Genomic DNA, 15,304 nt, shown 5'->3' with positions numbered 1-15,304 from the left:
AACACTGGTCAGATCTCGCGCGCGCCTGTGCCGATCGGAAGGGTCATCGAACGCAGCCAGGGCTGGCATCGTCGGCTCACGGTTCCCCAGTTCACCGTGGTGACTGGCTTGCTGGTAGTGCTGATCGGCACACTGCTTTTGGCCACTCCGCTGTGCTCCTCAAGCCGCGTTGGGCTTTGGGAAGCTCTGTTCACAGCCACATCCGCCATCACCGTGACGGGGCTGTCGATCATCGACATCGGCACCGATCTCACGACCTTTGGTCAGGTGGTGCTGGCTCTGATGATCCTGGCGGGGGGCCTTGGCTTGATGGCCATCACCACGTTTTTGCAGGGCTTTGTGGTGCAGGGAACAGCCCTGCGGCGCCGACTGGACCGGGGCCAGGCCCTGGATGAATTCGGCGTGGGGGGCGTTGGGCGCACATTTCGTGGCATTGCCCTGACGGCGACGCTGGTGATTCTGCTGGGGGCCGTGATCCTTTATCACTTCGGGTTCGATGACATCCCCAACCACGCCGAACGCCTCTGGGCTGCGGTGTTCCACAGCATCTCTGCGTACAACAACGCGGGATTCGGACTCTGGAGCAACAGCCTCGAGCACTACCGCAGCAATGGCGTTGTGAATGCCGTGGTGATGCTGCTGATCGTGGCCGGTGGCCTGGGGTGGCGTGTCACCAGCGATCTGAGCACGCAGCTGCTGCGCAGACGGCGAGGCCGGCGGCGGCTGAGCCTGCACTCCCGCCTTGTGTTGCGCACCACTATGCTTTTGATCGCCTTCGGAGCAGGAGGGCTGGCCCTAACGGAATGGTTGAACCAAGGCGAGATCTTCGCAGGCATGCCCTTGTCTGAGCGATGGCTCACAGCACTGTTCAAATCCATCACGGCACGCACAGCCGGCTTCAGCACCGTTCCGCTCTCGCTCGACACCGTCACCGAATCCAGCCTCCTACTGCTGATGGTGCTGATGTTCATCGGGGCCAGCCCCGGCGGCACCGGTGGTGGGATTAAGACCACCACCGTGGCGGCCTTGATGGCGGCCACCCGCTCCACCTTGCGGGGCCGGGAGGTGGTGGTGATCCGCAACAGAAGCATCAGCGACAAGGTGGTGCTGCGGGCCGTCGGCATCACGGTGGGCTCCCTGCTGTTCGTGATGGCCATGGCAATGCTGATCAGCATCGCTAGCAATTTGAACGGCAAGGATTCGTTCACCTTTATGGAAATGCTGTTCACCTGCATCTCCGCCTTTGCCACGGTGGGCCTGGATCTGGGGGTGACCGTTGAACTCCCCCGTTTCGGCCAAGCGGTGCTGATGGTGGGAATGTTTGTGGGACGACTGGGGATCCTGTTGCTGCTGAGTGCGATCTGGGAAGCGATGACTCAGGAACAAATCCAGATCAATCGCCAGAATCGAGTCGGTTACCCCAGCGAGGATCTGTATGTCTGAGCGCGATCAGCGGGGGAGGCAGCGATGAAGGAGTGGTGGCAGTGGAGTCCCGTCCAGGGTAGTGATCGCCTCGGCTTCGCGATCATCGGCGTAGGCCGTTTCGGCATCGCCGTATGCCGGGAACTGCTTCAGAACGGAGCGGATGTGCTGGCCGTGGACCGTTCAGAGCGTGCGGTGGATGAACTGCGTCAAGTGGAGCCCAGCGTGGAGGCCCGCGTCGTGGACTGCACCGACGAAGAGGCCCTGCGGGAAGCCGGCGTGCTTGAAATGGGTACCGTCGTGGTGGCAATCAGTGAACCGATCGAGGCCAGCATCACCGCGACCTTGATCGCCAAAGACAGCGAGGGGAGCCGCGTGCGCCAGGTGATCGCGAGGGCAACGAGTGACCTCCACGAAAAAATGCTGAAGCGGGTGGGGGCCGACAGGGTGATCTTTCCCTCGCGAATGCAGGGCGAGCGCCTGGGGCTTGAACTGGTGCGCCCCAACCTGATGGAGCGGCTAGCCCTGGATGAACAGCACTGCATCGAGGAGATCAAGGTTCCAGAACCGTTTGTGGGACGCTCGCTCAGGGATCTGAATTTGCGCAAAAACTTCAGGGTCAACGTGCTGGCGGCAGGACCACAAAGCAGCCTGATGGTCAACCCACCGGCATCCCACGTGCTGGAGGAGGGGCATCTGCTGGTGGTGATGGGACTGGTGGACGACCTGCAACGGCTCCCGAAAAACTGAGCCGATGCACTGCCTCGGGCTGATGAGCGGAACCAGTGCTGACGGTGTCGATGCTGTGCTGGCGCGCTTCGACGGCCCATCCCAGCGTCCTCAGTGGTCCCTGCTTCACCACCACCATCAGCCCTATCCGCTCCAACTGCAGCAAGAGGTGGTGGCAGCCGGCCAGGGCGCACCGATGCCGGCTGCCGTCTGGCTGGAGCTGGCGGAAGCCATCACGGAGGTGCAAGCCGACGCGGCACTGGCCTGCGACCCGGGTGCACAAGCTGAGCTGATCGGCTGCCATGGCCAAACCGTCTGGCACCGCCCCCCGGCCCAAGGGGCAGGGGGGGGCAGCTGGCAGATGCTGCAGGCCCCACTGCTGGCCCATCTGCTGCAAAGGCCAGTGGTCCATGACTTCCGCGCGGCTGATCTGGTGCTTGGAGGGCAGGGAGCACCGCTCGTGCCTCGGGCCGATGCGGCGCTGCTGGGACACACGCAGGGCTGGCGGGCACTACTGAACCTGGGCGGCATTGCCAACCTCACCCTGATCCCCCCCGGCAGTGGGAGCGACCGCCATAGCGCTGTCTTGGGATGGGACTGCGGACCAGCCAACAGCCTGATCGACCTGGGCATGCGCCACTTCACCAATGGAGCCCAACCCTTCGACAAGGGTGGAGTGATGGCAGCGCAGGGCCGTGCGGATGAGGGCTGGATCCAGCGCTGGCTTCAAGAGGATTACTTCCAGCTGACACCACCGAAATCCACGGGACGGGAGTGTTTCGGGCAGGACGACCTCACCCGGCGCCTGCGTCAGCTCGATGGAGCCTCAGCGACAGACGCCATCGCAACCCTGACTGCCTTTCCCGCTGCTGTAGTTGCCCAGGATCTTGAGCACCTGCGCCAAAGACGTGGCATCGCACCAATCGAAATGATCACAGCTGGAGGTGGCAGCCAAAACCCCGTGTTGATTGATGAGCTGCGGCGGCGCTGCCGAGGCTTGCGGCTGGACGAGAGCAGCAGGCTGGGGGTGCCGACTGAAGCCCGAGAAGCCCTTGTATTCGCGTTATTGGCCTGGTGGCACCACAAAGGGCATCCCGGCAATGTGCCCGCCGTCACCGGAGCCAGTCGGGAAGCCGTGCTCGGCGTGCAGGTGAATCCGGCCTAACCAGGCCGGTGCAGGCGCAAGCGCCTGGGCGCGCCCCGCAGACGGCGTGGCTGCTGTGATTCCAAGGCGGACCGCAGGCGCTCCTCTCGGGTCGGGGCCGGTGCGGACGCCTCCAACTCCTGCTCATGGCGTTGCACACCCTGCTGGATGAGAACCCGCGCCATGTTGCTCACCGTGCGGGATTCCAGCTCCGCCATCGCCGTGAGACGCGCGCAGAGGTCCTCAGGCAGAACCACCTGAATTCTCGGGGACTTGGGCTTCCCACTGGATGAGGTCTGACGGGTGGGCACGACCGGATCCCCAAGAAGAGGCTCTGCTACTAAAAAGTGTACAGAGATGGTCAAGGATAGTATCCATGACTATGGTGGGGGCATTGGTCCTCCTCGGAGTACCCCATGACACAAGCCTCACCACGCTCCCGTCGCAGTCCAGCCGGCTCCCGCGCTCAGTCCCGACGTCCCCGTCGCAGCGCTGAAAACAGCGACGTGCTGGTATCAGCCGTGATCAGCACCTATCTGCTGACCCACCTGCACCATGTGTTGCAACGGGCCGAATACAGCGCCTCCCAAGAAGGACGCGGCACCCAGGCCGCCAACTACGCCCAACTGCGCAAGGTGCTCTGCATGGATGCCCGCAGCATGAAGGACGCATCGGCCTTGGGGCAGCAGGATGACGGCATCGAACAAGCCGCCTGACAAGACCTTCAGCACTGAATAGCGTTTGAGCAGTTGCTCAGATCGCGATGGCTTCCAACGCCGCAGAGCTGTACACCCGAATCAGTAGCAATCCGGAGCAGACCCAGGCGCTGTTCCGTCAGGCGCTGCAAGATCCCAACGGCGCCATGGCCAGCATCTGCAGCCTGGGCGACCAACTGGGGCTACCCGTCACAACCCAAGAGGTGCGGGAGCATCTGGCCAGCCTCGAAGATGAAGACAGCCAACGCTGGCTGGTCAAGGCGAGAGGCGGTCTTTGAACTCTGCAGCTTCGAATGACAGCAACGCCTGGGGCTCAGTGCGCTGACGGCGTTCGTATCCGCCACCTCCGGCCCAACTGAAAAAGAGCAAATAACTCACGATCGCCAAGCCTGCGGCCACCAAGAGAGCGGCCAGCTGCTCAAGTTTCAGCATGGCGACCATCCTCCGGGAACCATCACCAGTTTGCCGACAGGGATGATGGGGGGCATCACGCCTTCCGCCGGTGCTGCGACTCGAAAACGTCAGCAAGATCTACCCGACTGGGGAAGTGCTCCGGGCCGTGACCTGGGAGGTAAAACCCGGAGACAGGATCGGCCTGGTGGGGGTGAACGGCGCCGGCAAGTCCACCCAGATGCGTCTGATTGCCGGGCACGAAGAGCCCACCAGCGGCCAGGTGGTTCGGCAAGGGGAGCCCCGCATCGCCTACCTCCAGCAGGAATTCGACGTGGACCTGGAGCGCACCGTGCGCCAGGAACTGTTTCAAGCCTTCGGCGAAGCCGCCGAGGTGATGAACCGGCAACAGCAGGTGGAAGAAGCCATGGGGTCGGAACGCGCTGCTGAAGATCCCGATCATCTGGACCAGCTGATCCAACAACTTGGACAGCTGCAGAGCCGCTTCGAAGCACTACATGGCTACGAACTCGATGCCCGCATCGACAAGCTCCTGCCCACGATCGGATTCACTCCGGAGGGCGCTGAGCTGCAGGTGAAGGACTATTCCGGGGGCTGGCAGATGCGAATCGCCCTAGGGAAAATCCTGCTGCAGGAACCGGATCTGCTGCTGCTGGACGAACCGACCAACCATCTGGATGTCGAGACCATCCAGTGGCTGGAGAACTACCTGCTGGAGCAGAGCGCTGCCCTCGTCGTCATCAGCCACGACCGCACCTTCCTCGACCGGGTCTGCAATCAGATTGTCTCTACCGAGAGGGGGGTGTCCCGCAGCTATCTGGGGAACTACACCGCCCACCTGGAACAGAAACAAATGGAACGGGAGGCCACGCAGGCGGCCTTCGAACGCCAGCAGAAAGACATCGCCACCCAACAGGCCTATATCGATCGTTTTCGTGCCAGCGCTACCCGCAGCACCCAAGCCAAAAGCCGAGAGAAGCAACTGGAAAAGGTTGAACGGGTGGAGGCACCGAGCGAATCCGTGGCAGGGCCGAGTTTTCAGTTCCCGCCCGCTCCGCGCTCTGGAGCTCAGGTCGCCCTGATCGACAACGTCACCCACAGCTACGGAGACAAGATCCTGTTCCTGGGGGCTGAACTGGAGGTTGAGCGGGGTGACCGCATCGCCTTCGTCGGCCCCAATGGTGCGGGCAAGTCCACCCTGCTGCGCCTGGTGATGGGTGTAGAACCCCCCGATGAAGGCAGTGCCAGGCTTGGGGAGCACAACGTGATTGCGGGCTACTTCGAACAGAACCAGGCCGAAGCCCTGGATCTGTCCAAGACCGTGATCGACACGATGTATGAAGCGGTTCCCGATTGGACCCAGACCCAGGTTCGTTCGCTGCTGGGCAGCTTCTGCTTCAGCAACGACACGGTGTTCAAGGAGGTCGGGAAGCTCAGCGGAGGCGAGAAAGCCCGACTAGCACTGGCGCTGATGCTGCTCACCCCCTGCAATCTTCTGGTCCTGGATGAGCCCACCAATCACCTCGACATCCCGGCCAAGCAGATGCTCGAGGACGCCTTGATGGCCTACGAAGGAGCCGCGCTGCTGGTCTCCCATGACCGCTATTTCATCTCCCGCGTGGCCAACCGGATTGTCGAACTGCGAGAGGGCGAACTGGTGATGTACAGGGGGGGTTACAACTACTACCTCGAGAAAAAAGAAGAGGAAAGAGCTGAAGCCAAGGAGAAAGAACTGGCTGTGGAACGAGAGGCCAAGCGGAAAGCCAACAAAGAAAAGCAGAAAGCCCGAGATGCCCGACGTAAAAAGGCGGCCTGACTGAGATCAGACCGCAGCAACGAAAACTTCACACAGCCTTAGGCAGGAAGACTTATTTCTCTTTACCTGCAGTTTTCGTCTGCATAAGCTGACAAAACTGAACCGCAGCAACGATGAACATGGTTTCCGGCCCAAGCAACAGCGCAGCCGTTGGCGGTTCATCAGCACCAGGCCCGGCACCCCATGAACAGACCTGGGACGCGGTGGAAACCTATTTCCAGTGCATCACCACCTGCTCGCTCGACGATGGCGAGTGCATCACCCAATGCGTTGAACAACTGAGGGACGCCGACGAGGCCTAAGCCCGCAGCATCAGCCGGGAGTCAAGGCCGATAAATCGACCGGCTTGACGTCAATCGTGACCAGCTCCTGACCACGCTCCACCTCCAGCACAACCGTTCCACCGACACCGCGACGTTCAATGGCACTGACCACCGCAGCAGGGTCAGCGACAGCCTGACCATCAAATCGCGTGATCACATCATCAACCTTGAGCCCGGCGCGGTCCGCTGGCCCTCCAGGCTGGACCGCGCGAATCACCGCACCTGGAGGTACATGGGATGTGGGAGTGGGCCGAGGCACCGGCGACAGACGGATGCCAATCACAGGATGACGGGCCTTACCGCTGGACACGAGCTGCTGGGCAATGGTTCGAGCGCGATTGATCGGGATGGCAAAGCCCAGCCCTGCCCCAGGCCCGGATCGGACCAAGGTGTTGATGCCGATCACTTCACCATCGGCATTGAGCAGTGGCCCGCCCGAGTTGCCGGGATTGATCGCCGCGTCGGTCTGAATCAGATCAAGACGTTTGCCGGAAATTCCCAGCTGGGCAACATTGCGATTGAGGTTGCTGATGATTCCCAGGGTCACCGTGCTTTCCAGCCCATAGGGATTGCCGACGGCAATCGCCCAGTCGCCCACGCTGAGCCGGTCGGAATTCCCCAGATGGGCAACAGGCCAGGGCCCAGAGGCCTCAAGACGCACCACAGCGAGATCGGTGAGGTTGTCTTTTCCCACCACTCGGGCGGGCACCCTTCTGCCATCGGAGAGGCCCACGGACAGTTGATCTGCCCCCTCAACCACATGGGCGTTGGTCAGCAGCAGGCCCTTGGCATCGAAAATCACCCCACTGCCTTGGCCGCGCTGCACCCCGGAGCGCGGGGCTGTGGAGCGTGGGATGCCAAAGAAGTGGCGAAACAACGGGTCCCGCATCAGAGCCGGCGGCACACCCGCAACACTGGACTTACTGACGGTCCGCGCCGTCTCCAGGGTGACCACTGCCGGACCACTGCGCTTCACAGCGGCTGCCACGAATGAGTCACGACGGATCGCCGGGCGCGCCTCGGCCTGCTGAGGGGCAACGGCCAAGGGAAGCGCCGACACGCCGGCCACCAGCAATCCCCCCGCCAAAGCGGAGACGACAAGCGGGCGGGACTGGGATTTGACCACAGCTTCAAGGGCGATCAGCTGCCTCGACGCTACGCAGAGCAGATCTCAAAAAGCCAAGTTCCATGTCAAAGCTGTGACCACATGCGACCGGGGTCCCGATAGCGTGAGGATGCAGACATTCAGCTGGGTCGGAGGGTCATGCTCGGTTCGCTGTTTCCCCTCATCTACGGAGCGCTGTTCGTGGCCCTGTTGTGGCAGGCCTTCCGCGTGATGAGCAAAGGTTTTCGCGCTGCCAGTGGTCCGATCAACAGCGTGCCCAGCAACGCTCCTAGCGACCGCACAGGCCAGGTAACCGTTCACCCAGAACTGCTGGACAGCGAGGGACGTATTACTGAAGAGGCCCTGCTCACGGTGCGCTTTGGTGGTGAAGATGACGAAGCCTCGACGGCCGCTGGACCCGGCACTGAATAAATTGGGCGCTTGGAGTCGACAGGGGTCGCCTGAGTGGATCAGAGAACACGCATCGTTGCCGCGGTCATCAAGGGCCTCAAGCTGCCCCCCCGGTTTCGGCTTCGGCTGATGAAAGAAGATCCGGTTCGCCTGGAGTTGAGCCTTACTCCGGCCTACGGGAAGGACCCCATCACCGTGGGGCTTGTCGAATCTCTCGATTTAGTGGCCCGTCGTGACCGGGAAGGTCGGATCCCCCGCGACCTTCAGGGCACCTGGGACTGGACCGTCCGCCACGGCCAGGTGAGCACTGGAGGCTGGAACCCTTATCTCAAGGAAGCGCTGCAGACCATGTTCGAGACGGGCCTCCCGGCCATCGTGTTTGAGGAGCTCACTGGAGAGGAGTACCACCCCGTGGATGGGACCCGCCACGTGCGCTGATCAAGCACGGGAATTCTGTAAAGGCGTGCGAATGAATGCAGCGACGCGACAGACAAGGGAGCTAGACCGGAATCGATCCGGCCTTTAATAAAGTCTTCATGGCCTCCCTTGCTGTTTCCATAGGCCCGCTTGTGCTGCTGTTGGCCGCCGTCGGCGCCATCAGCAGCCTTGCGCTTTTCGGCCTAATGAATCTCGTCCCATGAAGCGAGCGGCAACACCGCTTTGAGCCAGTTCCCGATCGACGCCCTGTTGGAGCAGATCTGCTCTGAGGTCCGCCCAGGACAAACGCTTCTGCTCCAGGCGCCGCCTGGGGCTGGCAAGACCACACGGGTTCCCCTGGCGCTGATCGGAGCCCTGACAGAAGGCCCGTACGTTCTTAAAAACCATCAGAAAATCTGGATGATTGAGCCGCGGCGGCTGGCCACCAAAGCTGCCGCCGCCCGCCTTGCCGAGAGCCTGGGAGAAGACATCGGTGCGCGCATCGGTTACGCCGTGCGCGGGGAACAGAAACGATCCGGCAGCACCCAGGTGGAGGTGATCACTGGCGGCCTCTTCCTGCGGCGCTTGCAGAGCGACCCCTCGCTGGATGGGGTGGGGTGCGTGATCTTCGATGAATTTCATGAGCGGGGGCGTGATGCGGACCTTTCCCTCGCTTTGCTGCGAGAGGCGAGACCTCTGCTGAATCCCGATCTCGCCGTGATCTTGATGTCGGCCACGCTGGATCTATCCGATCTGAGGGAACGGCTGCCCGAAGCGACGGTGCTGGAAAGCCCGGGCCGCTGTTACCCGGTGGAAACCCACCACCAACCACCACGGCCGGACGAACCCCTGCCAAAGCAGGTGTTACGCGCCATCGAGCAACACACCCTCGACCAACCGCCGGGGAGCGGCGTTCTTGTCTTCCTTCCGGGGCTAGCGGAGATTGAACGCTGCAGGCAGACCCTGACGGCCGCCCCTTCCCTGCAGAACTGGAAGATTCAAACGCTGCATGGTCAACTGCCCCTGCAGCAACAGAGTTCAGCCCTGCAGCGCTGCGAGCCAAACCAGGACGGCAGCATCATCTTGGCCAGCGCCATTGCCGAGAGCTCCCTCACCATCGATGGGGTTCGCCTGGTGATTGACAGTGGCCTCAGCCGTCAACTGCGCTACGACCCCAATACCCGCATGGAGGGCCTGGAGACGGTGGTCTCCAGCCTGGCCAGCGCGGAGCAGCGCAGAGGCCGGGCAGGACGACAGTGTCCGGGCCGCTGCATCCGCCTCTGGTCACCAGCAGAGCAACAAAAACGGCCACCCTTTCACCCCGCTGAACTACTGCTGGCAGATCCTCAGCCGGTGCTGATGGAACTGGCCCAGTGGGGGGCTGGGCTAGGAGAAGAGTTGCCGTGGCTGGACCCTCCCCCCGCAGCAGCCATGCGGGAGGGACAGCACGGACTGCAACAACTCGGCCTGCTGGAGCACGACGGCCGCATCAGCGAGCGAGGACGTTTGATCTGCGGTCTGGGTGTTCACCCCCGTCTCGGCATGCTGCTGCTGGAAGCCCATGAACAGGGCGCCCCCCAGCTGGGATGCGATCTGGCGGCCATCCTCAGCGAACGGGATCCCTTCGATCGCCGCCAAATCGGCAGCGATCTCGAGGCCCGGCTCTCCAACATTCAGCGCCATCCATCCCTGCAAAAGCTCAGCCAGCAACTCCGCCGCCAACTGAAGCGACTGGGCACCTCACCCCAGGCACGAGGCGCGTCTGTCAATGCTGGCGATCTGATCCTGGCGGCCTTTCCGGAATGGCTGGCGCAACAGCGTCCAGACCAGACCGGTCGCTATCAGCTGCGTCAGGGCCGCGGAGCCACGCTGCTGCCCTGGGATCCGCTCCTGGGCAGTCCAGCCCTGGCCGTTGCCAGGGTCGACACGGGCGGCAGGGACACGCGGATCCAGATGGCAGTGGCCCTCAGCCAGAGCACTCTTCAGAACATCGCTGAACGGGACGGCCAGTGGCAGGACGAGGTCAGCTGGGATCCTGACCGCCAGCGGGTCCGCGCCGAACGCCAGCTGAAACTGGGGGCGTTGGTGGTGAGCCGCACACCACAGCCTTCGCCAGCGGCAGCGCTCTGCCGCACCATGCTGATCGAGCAGCTGAAGAAGAGTTCCAGCCTTGATGCCCTGCCCTGGACGGACAGCTGCCATCAGCTGCGCCAACGGCTGGCATTGATGCAACAACAGATTGGCGCCCCCTGGCCTGCTCGCGATCTAACAACACTGCTGGAGCAGGCTGACACCTGGCTTGGTCCAAGTCTGGAGAGCTGCCTGGGCTGGAGCGACATCAGCGTCACAGCCTTGGAAGAAGCACTTTGGGGCGATCTGGACTGGAGCTTTAGGCAACAACTGGATGGTCTGCTGCCGCGCCGCATTCCGATCCCCTCCGGCCGTCAGGCGGCCCTCCTTTACACCGCCGATGAGGTGATCCTCGCCGTGAAATTGCAGGAGATGTTCGGATCTGACGACGGCCCCCACGTGCTGAATGGCCGCATCCCCGTCACATTGGAACTACTCTCTCCAGCCGGTCGTCCCCTTCAGCGCACGCGCGACCTCAAAGGCTTCTGGCAAGGCAGCTACCAGGAGGTGCGCCGGGAGATGCGGGGGCGCTACCCCAAGCACCCCTGGCCCGACGATCCCCGCGAAGCTCTGCCGACGTCCCGGACCAAGCGCCGGTCGGACGGATGACAACCTTGAAAAACGGGCGAATGCCCAATTGAGTAGCCCTTAGCACATGCAACAAAACTCCAACCTTTGTTACATTGATCTACATCCAAACGATTCAACCCATGTCTGACAACGCACGCTTCGGCTTCGTCAACTTCGCTGAGACCTGGAACGGTCGCCTGGCCATGATGGGCTTTGTTATCGGCCTCGGCACCGAGCTCCTTACCGGCCAAGGCATCCTGACTCAGATTGGCCTCGGCTGATTTCCGATTCACGGATTCACAGAACCCCCCGTCCTATCGGGGGGTTTTTTGTTGTCTCTCAACCAGCCACCGCTGATGCAGCACAGTGGGAAGGATTCCGCCGAGGCTGTCGTTGGCACCGCTTTACGTTCAGAACAGACGTGATGGATCAAGGCTGCTCAGCAGCGCCTTGGTGATCTGCACGATTGGTGCCACTCAAATCCACCAGCACTGGGGCGTTCTGCTGACAAGCATCTCGGCCGTTGTCTGCATTTACTGGGGTTACGCCTACAGCCGCCTTGAGCGTTGATCGTCTTCCGACCTATTCCGTTGCTGAGCTGAACACAGCCATCGGAAGCCTGCTGGAACGCGGCTTTGCGCCGCGTTTTTTGCTGGAGGCAACGGTCTCCCGTCCTCAACTCAAAAAGGGCCACCTCTGGCTCACGCTCACCGACGGCACCACCAGTATTTCCGGTGTGGTGTGGGCTTCAAAACTGGCGCAGTTGAGCTACCAGCCCAAGGACGGGGACGGCGTCACAGTTGTGGGCAAGCTCAATTTCTGGGCAGCGCGGGCCAGCCTTACGGTTCAGGCGCTGGACATCCGCCCCAGTCTCAGCACGGTGCTCCGCGACTTTGAACGGGTGCGTCAACTGCTGGAACAGGAAGGGGTGATCGACCCCAAGCGTCAGAGGCCGCTTCCGAGCCAACCCTCCTCCATCGCAGTGCTCACAAGCGTGCCCAGTTCCGCCCTGGCCGACATGCTCCGCACCGCGGCGGAACGCTGGCCCCTTACCCAACTGTTCGTGGTGCCGATTCCTGTGCAGGGATCCGTGGCTCCGATGATCATCAGCACCCTGGAGAGCTTGGCCGAACGCTCCACCGAGCTGGGACTTCAAGCTTTGGTGCTCGCCCGCGGCGGTGGCAGCCGAGAAGACTTAGCAGTGTTCGACAACGAGGTCCTTTGCCGCCTCCTGGCGCACTACCCCATACCGGTCGTGACTGGCCTGGGCCATGAGGACGATCTCACCGTCGCCGATCTGGTGGCAGACCATCGCTCAGCCACGCCAACGGCGGCGATCGTGGCACTGCTGCCCGACCGCGAGGCAGAACGCCAGGGACTTGTGCAACGGCAAAGCCGATTGAAAGACGCACTGCTGGGAAGGATCCATCGCGAGCGTCAGAGGCTCCAGGATCAGGCCGTTGCGCTGCAGCAACAGTCTCCACTGGAGAAGATCAGGCGCTTACGCCAGGGGCTTGCCCAAAAGCACCAATTACTCAAGGCGCTTTCACCGGAACGCTGGCTGAAGCGCGGCTTGGCCCTAATCAGCAACGAAGCCGGCGAATCCATCTCAGGCCTGGAATCCGTCAAGATCGGTGATCAGCTCAACATTCGAATGAGCGACGGAAGCCTTGAGGCCCGGGTCGATCAGATCCAGCGCAGTGAACCCAACACCACCTCCTGATGAGCAAGCGCCAAGTCAACAAAGAACACCGTGATCGCATCGAAGTGTGGCGAAAGGATGCCGAAGGCCTTAGCTACGAAGAAGCCATGCAGGCTCTGGATCTGCTACTTGCTGAGCTGCAGAACGACAATGTTCCCTTGGCGGACTTGCAGCAAAAAGTTCTCCACGGCGAGGTTTATCTGAGGCGTTGCCAGAACCTGCTCGACAGCGTCGAAAAGTCGATTATCGAACTTGATCCCACAACCCTCAATGCCACGAACAATGCGTAAAGCCCTGCCTTGGATCTATCTGCTTCTGGCTGTGTTGGGAGCGATCCTGCCCTGGAAAGCCAACCTGGAGTTCATCGCTGAAGGAGGCGGACAGGCCTTTGATTTGGCACGATTTATCGCCGATGCCAGCAGCACAGTCGCCTCACGCTCCTTGAGCGCTGACCTGCTGGTGGGAGCCAGTGCCGTCACGTTATGGATATGTGTGGAAGGCCCACGTCAGAAGATCAAAGGCTGGTGGCTGGCCATCCCCTTAAGTTTTGGCGTTGCATTCGCCTGTGCTGCTCCGTTTTTCTTGTTCCTGCGGGAACGACAGCTGCAGGCTCAAGAATCGCAATCCACGTCCTGAGCGACCACGTCAATGGTGAGATCACTGGCAGGAGTAGATGGGGCTGCCGCACTGGCAGGATTGTCTTCTGCACTCGGATAGGGCGTTCCACAGAGCGCACATGCTCCAGCCCCCTTCAGTCCGGTGGAACCGCAAGCGGTACAGCGAATCATCCTGGACTGCAAAAGCTTCCAACCAATCCAGCCAAGCCCCGAGAGGATCAGAGGGAGCGCCAAAAGAGCCAGCAGCACACCACCGGCGAGATCAAGCATGAGACGACCGGCAGCGGTTGGCACCAGCAGCAGCAAAACAACTGCAATCCACAACACTGCTGATGGTCGATTCATTGGCTTCAACGGAGAAGGTCCGCTTAATCAGCTTCGCAGAATTGAATCAAAGTTCAAGACGTCACACTGTTCGGTTCCCCGAGCCGAGGCTTGGCAAGACGAACTGCAACCAATTCCACACTTAAACACTGGCCAAAATAAAGAATTACACCCACCAACCAGACCCAAAGCGTCAAGACCAAAACACTGCCAATTACGCCGTAGGCCTGATAGCGATTGCCTAGGGAAACAATACTCAAACTCAGAATTTTATTGAGAAAAGCCAAACCAAATCCAATCAACAACGAGCCGGGAATGAGAGGAATCGAAGGAACACGACGACTGGGCAACACCACCTGAAGCAGCCAGGCCATCAAGGACAAGATCAAGGCGGGCACCAGAATCCGCCCGAGGGGAAGAATGGGACTGGAGCGCACAAATCCCATCAAGCCAGGGATAACCCCATCCAAGACGCCAAGCATCTCTTCTGGAAGCTGCCCGACGCTAAGAACCAACTGTTGAAAAACAATCAAAACAGATATGGCAAAAACCGTCAGAAAAGCCTCAACACGCGTTCTACAAAACTGCACAACCTGTTGCCACCAAGACAAACCAATTGATGGCTCCGGCAGAATGTCGGACCACAGCCGATCAGCTCCACGCTGGAGCGTTAAATAGGCATTACTAGCCGTAAGAAGCAAAACAACAACACCGAGGATTCCAGCCCCGAAGCCTTGATCGACCAAGCCACGCAAAGTTGAATCAACCAGACTTATTGCTGATGGCGGCAAGACCTGCGTCACGGAGGCCAACACATTATCCACACTGTCAGTTTTGCCAAATACCCGCGCAGCGATAGACAACGCGATTAAAAGCAGTGGGAAGAACGACTGAAGAACGAAATAAGCAAATGCAGCACTTAAATCAACACATTCAGCGTTATTCCAACGCTGGCAGGCCTGCCAAATCTGCCCACTTAAGCGTCGAAGAAGCGAACGTCTCGGCACAGATAAGCGCAAAAGACCATTAAAACCTTACAACAAAAAAGCCACCTCATGACGAGGTGGCTTCTTCGTGGATGGTGATGTTGATCGCTTCAGCAACCAGCACATCATCAGCCTATTAAGAGAATGTTTTACCTGGCATCGAGCTATTTTCTCAGGGGGCTACCCCCCAAATATCGTCGCCGCTGATGCGTTTCACAACCGAGTTCGGGATGGATCGGAGTGGGACCACACCGCCATGGACACCAGGATAGATAAACATTCTCAAGGGGTGAACCCTGAGAACTGCATAGGATCTGCAACTAACGCTGCACGTCTGAATTAACAAAGAAATGAGTCTTCAGGCAAGAACCAAAATGTTGGTCAAGCCCTCGGTCTATTAGTACTCCTCCGCTGCATCCATTACTGGACTTCCACGTAGAGCCTATCAACGGGTGTTCTTCCCGTGACCTTACTGGGTTAC

The 15,304-nt window shown here is 60.7% G+C and carries 20 protein-coding genes and 2 rRNA genes; 15 read left to right on the top strand and 7 right to left on the bottom strand.

The window, feature by feature from the left end:
• Positions 1-27: 27 nt before the first annotated feature.
• From FZZ85_RS09320 to FZZ85_RS09310, 3 genes are read left to right on the top strand one after another with little or no spacing between them, the layout of a single operon-like run.
• A complete protein-coding gene (locus FZZ85_RS09320) occupies positions 28-1,443 on the top strand; it encodes a potassium transporter TrkG (RefSeq protein ID WP_226414440.1) in 1,416 nt (471 codons plus the stop codon).
• Between the two features lie 24 nt (positions 1,444-1,467).
• Positions 1,468-2,172, top strand: coding sequence for a TrkA family potassium uptake protein (locus FZZ85_RS09315; protein ID WP_226414438.1), 705 nt, complete (start codon positions 1,468-1,470; stop codon positions 2,170-2,172).
• 4 nt (positions 2,173-2,176) lie between these two features.
• On the top strand, positions 2,177-3,316 hold the full coding sequence (locus FZZ85_RS09310) for an anhydro-N-acetylmuramic acid kinase (RefSeq protein ID WP_226414436.1): 1,140 nt from the start codon (positions 2,177-2,179) through the stop codon (positions 3,314-3,316).
• Here the strand turns inward: FZZ85_RS09310 and FZZ85_RS09305 are convergent.
• Complete coding sequence (locus FZZ85_RS09305; RefSeq protein ID WP_011365246.1) at positions 3,313-3,606, bottom strand: hypothetical protein; 294 nt, start codon at positions 3,604-3,606, stop codon at positions 3,313-3,315. The two genes, FZZ85_RS09310 and FZZ85_RS09305, sit on opposite strands and share 4 nt — an antisense overlap.
• A gap of 105 nt (positions 3,607-3,711) precedes the next feature.
• Here FZZ85_RS09305 and FZZ85_RS09300 point away from each other — a divergent pair, with 105 nt between their 5' ends.
• Both FZZ85_RS09300 and FZZ85_RS09295 read left to right on the top strand, forming a co-directional pair.
• A complete protein-coding gene (locus tag FZZ85_RS09300) occupies positions 3,712-4,011 on the top strand; it encodes a hypothetical protein (protein WP_226414434.1) in 300 nt (99 codons plus the stop codon).
• A gap of 47 nt (positions 4,012-4,058) precedes the next feature.
• Complete coding sequence (locus FZZ85_RS09295; protein ID WP_226414432.1) at positions 4,059-4,289, top strand: hypothetical protein; 231 nt, start codon at positions 4,059-4,061, stop codon at positions 4,287-4,289.
• Here the strand turns inward: FZZ85_RS09295 and FZZ85_RS09290 are convergent.
• Positions 4,267-4,452: a hypothetical protein gene (locus tag FZZ85_RS09290; protein ID WP_226414557.1), complete on the bottom strand. Its 186-nt coding sequence runs from the start codon at positions 4,450-4,452 to the stop codon at positions 4,267-4,269. The genes FZZ85_RS09295 and FZZ85_RS09290 overlap by 23 nt on opposite strands.
• A 61-nt stretch (positions 4,453-4,513) precedes the next feature.
• Here FZZ85_RS09290 and FZZ85_RS09285 point away from each other — a divergent pair, with 61 nt between their 5' ends.
• Positions 4,514-6,238 (top strand): ABC-F family ATP-binding cassette domain-containing protein, encoded by a 1,725-nt coding sequence (locus FZZ85_RS09285; RefSeq protein WP_370631173.1) that lies wholly within the window; start codon positions 4,514-4,516, stop codon positions 6,236-6,238.
• A gap of 113 nt (positions 6,239-6,351) precedes the next feature.
• Positions 6,352-6,540, top strand: coding sequence for a hypothetical protein (locus tag FZZ85_RS09280; RefSeq protein ID WP_226414430.1), 189 nt, complete (start codon positions 6,352-6,354; stop codon positions 6,538-6,540).
• Positions 6,541-6,550: 10 nt separating this feature from the next.
• On the opposite strand, the gene FZZ85_RS09275 is transcribed toward FZZ85_RS09280, so the two are convergent.
• Positions 6,551-7,687 carry a trypsin-like peptidase domain-containing protein gene (locus tag FZZ85_RS09275; RefSeq protein WP_226414428.1) on the bottom strand — a complete coding sequence of 379 codons (1,137 nt, stop codon included), beginning with the start codon at positions 7,685-7,687 and terminating at the stop codon, positions 6,551-6,553.
• Positions 7,688-7,825: 138 nt separating this feature from the next.
• On the opposite strand from FZZ85_RS09275, the gene FZZ85_RS09270 reads away from it, so the two are divergent.
• The 8 genes from FZZ85_RS09270 to FZZ85_RS09235 all read left to right on the top strand — a co-directional run bounded on the left by FZZ85_RS09270 (position 7,826) and on the right by FZZ85_RS09235 (position 13,532).
• Entirely contained in the window at positions 7,826-8,098 is a 273-nt protein-coding gene (locus FZZ85_RS09270) for a DUF2973 domain-containing protein (protein ID WP_226414426.1), read from the top strand.
• 33 nt (positions 8,099-8,131) lie between these two features.
• Positions 8,132-8,515, top strand: a complete 384-nt coding sequence (locus FZZ85_RS09265; protein WP_006851931.1) for a hypothetical protein — start codon at positions 8,132-8,134, stop codon at positions 8,513-8,515.
• 222 nt (positions 8,516-8,737) lie between these two features.
• Positions 8,738-11,233: an ATP-dependent helicase HrpB gene (gene hrpB / locus FZZ85_RS09260; protein ID WP_226414424.1), complete on the top strand. Its 2,496-nt coding sequence runs from the start codon at positions 8,738-8,740 to the stop codon at positions 11,231-11,233.
• A 101-nt stretch (positions 11,234-11,334) separates the two neighbouring features.
• On the top strand, positions 11,335-11,475 hold the full coding sequence (locus tag FZZ85_RS09255) for a chlorophyll a/b-binding protein (protein WP_025362525.1): 141 nt from the start codon (positions 11,335-11,337) through the stop codon (positions 11,473-11,475).
• A gap of 85 nt (positions 11,476-11,560) precedes the next feature.
• Positions 11,561-11,764 carry a hypothetical protein gene (locus tag FZZ85_RS09250; protein WP_226414422.1) on the top strand — a complete coding sequence of 68 codons (204 nt, stop codon included), beginning with the start codon at positions 11,561-11,563 and terminating at the stop codon, positions 11,762-11,764.
• Positions 11,754-12,917 (top strand): exodeoxyribonuclease VII large subunit, encoded by a 1,164-nt coding sequence (gene xseA, locus FZZ85_RS09245; RefSeq protein ID WP_226414420.1) that lies wholly within the window; start codon positions 11,754-11,756, stop codon positions 12,915-12,917. The genes FZZ85_RS09250 and xseA overlap by 11 nt, the downstream gene beginning before the upstream one ends.
• On the top strand, positions 12,917-13,186 hold the full coding sequence (gene xseB, locus FZZ85_RS09240; RefSeq protein ID WP_226414418.1) for an exodeoxyribonuclease VII small subunit: 270 nt from the start codon (positions 12,917-12,919) through the stop codon (positions 13,184-13,186). Before xseA ends, xseB begins: the two co-directional genes overlap by 1 nt.
• Entirely contained in the window at positions 13,179-13,532 is a 354-nt protein-coding gene (locus FZZ85_RS09235) for a DUF2834 domain-containing protein (RefSeq protein ID WP_226414416.1), read from the top strand. Before xseB ends, FZZ85_RS09235 begins: the two co-directional genes overlap by 8 nt.
• On the opposite strand, the gene FZZ85_RS09230 is transcribed toward FZZ85_RS09235, so the two are convergent.
• From FZZ85_RS09230 to FZZ85_RS09215, 4 genes are all read right to left on the bottom strand, one after another.
• Entirely contained in the window at positions 13,508-13,858 is a 351-nt protein-coding gene (locus FZZ85_RS09230; protein ID WP_226414413.1) for a hypothetical protein, read from the bottom strand. The two genes, FZZ85_RS09235 and FZZ85_RS09230, sit on opposite strands and share 25 nt — an antisense overlap.
• Before the next feature lie 53 nt (positions 13,859-13,911).
• Positions 13,912-14,844 carry a YihY/virulence factor BrkB family protein gene (locus FZZ85_RS09225; protein WP_226414410.1) on the bottom strand — a complete coding sequence of 311 codons (933 nt, stop codon included), beginning with the start codon at positions 14,842-14,844 and terminating at the stop codon, positions 13,912-13,914.
• A gap of 130 nt (positions 14,845-14,974) precedes the next feature.
• Positions 14,975-15,091, bottom strand: a 5S ribosomal RNA gene (gene rrf / locus FZZ85_RS09220).
• A gap of 109 nt (positions 15,092-15,200) precedes the next feature.
• Positions 15,201-15,304: ribosomal RNA gene (locus FZZ85_RS09215) — 23S ribosomal RNA — on the bottom strand; the annotation flags it as partial.

The sequence above is a fragment of the Synechococcus sp. MU1642 genome, from assembly GCF_020514115.1.
GTDB lineage: Bacteria > Cyanobacteriota > Cyanobacteriia > PCC-6307 > Cyanobiaceae > Parasynechococcus.
This window is presented reverse-complemented; position numbering and strand designations above follow the sequence as displayed.

Coding starts and splice junctions, on each gene's coding strand:
- FZZ85_RS09310 (WP_226414436.1), top strand. CDS start 2,177: ATGCACTGCCTCGGGCTGATGAGCGGAACCAGTGCTGACGGTGTCGAT.
- FZZ85_RS09315 (WP_226414438.1), top strand. CDS start 1,468: ATGAAGGAGTGGTGGCAGTGGAGTCCCGTCCAGGGTAGTGATCGCCTC.
- FZZ85_RS09290 (WP_226414557.1), bottom strand. CDS start 4,452: ATGGTCGCCATGCTGAAACTTGAGCAGCTGGCCGCTCTCTTGGTGGCC.
- FZZ85_RS09300 (WP_226414434.1), top strand. CDS start 3,712: ATGACACAAGCCTCACCACGCTCCCGTCGCAGTCCAGCCGGCTCCCGC.
- FZZ85_RS09280 (WP_226414430.1), top strand. CDS start 6,352: ATGAACATGGTTTCCGGCCCAAGCAACAGCGCAGCCGTTGGCGGTTCA.
- FZZ85_RS09295 (WP_226414432.1), top strand. CDS start 4,059: ATGGCTTCCAACGCCGCAGAGCTGTACACCCGAATCAGTAGCAATCCG.
- FZZ85_RS09270 (WP_226414426.1), top strand. CDS start 7,826: ATGCTCGGTTCGCTGTTTCCCCTCATCTACGGAGCGCTGTTCGTGGCC.
- FZZ85_RS09255 (WP_025362525.1), top strand. CDS start 11,335: ATGTCTGACAACGCACGCTTCGGCTTCGTCAACTTCGCTGAGACCTGG.
- xseB (WP_226414418.1), top strand. CDS start 12,917: ATGAGCAAGCGCCAAGTCAACAAAGAACACCGTGATCGCATCGAAGTG.
- FZZ85_RS09230 (WP_226414413.1), bottom strand. CDS start 13,858: ATGAATCGACCATCAGCAGTGTTGTGGATTGCAGTTGTTTTGCTGCTG.
- FZZ85_RS09235 (WP_226414416.1), top strand. CDS start 13,179: ATGCGTAAAGCCCTGCCTTGGATCTATCTGCTTCTGGCTGTGTTGGGA.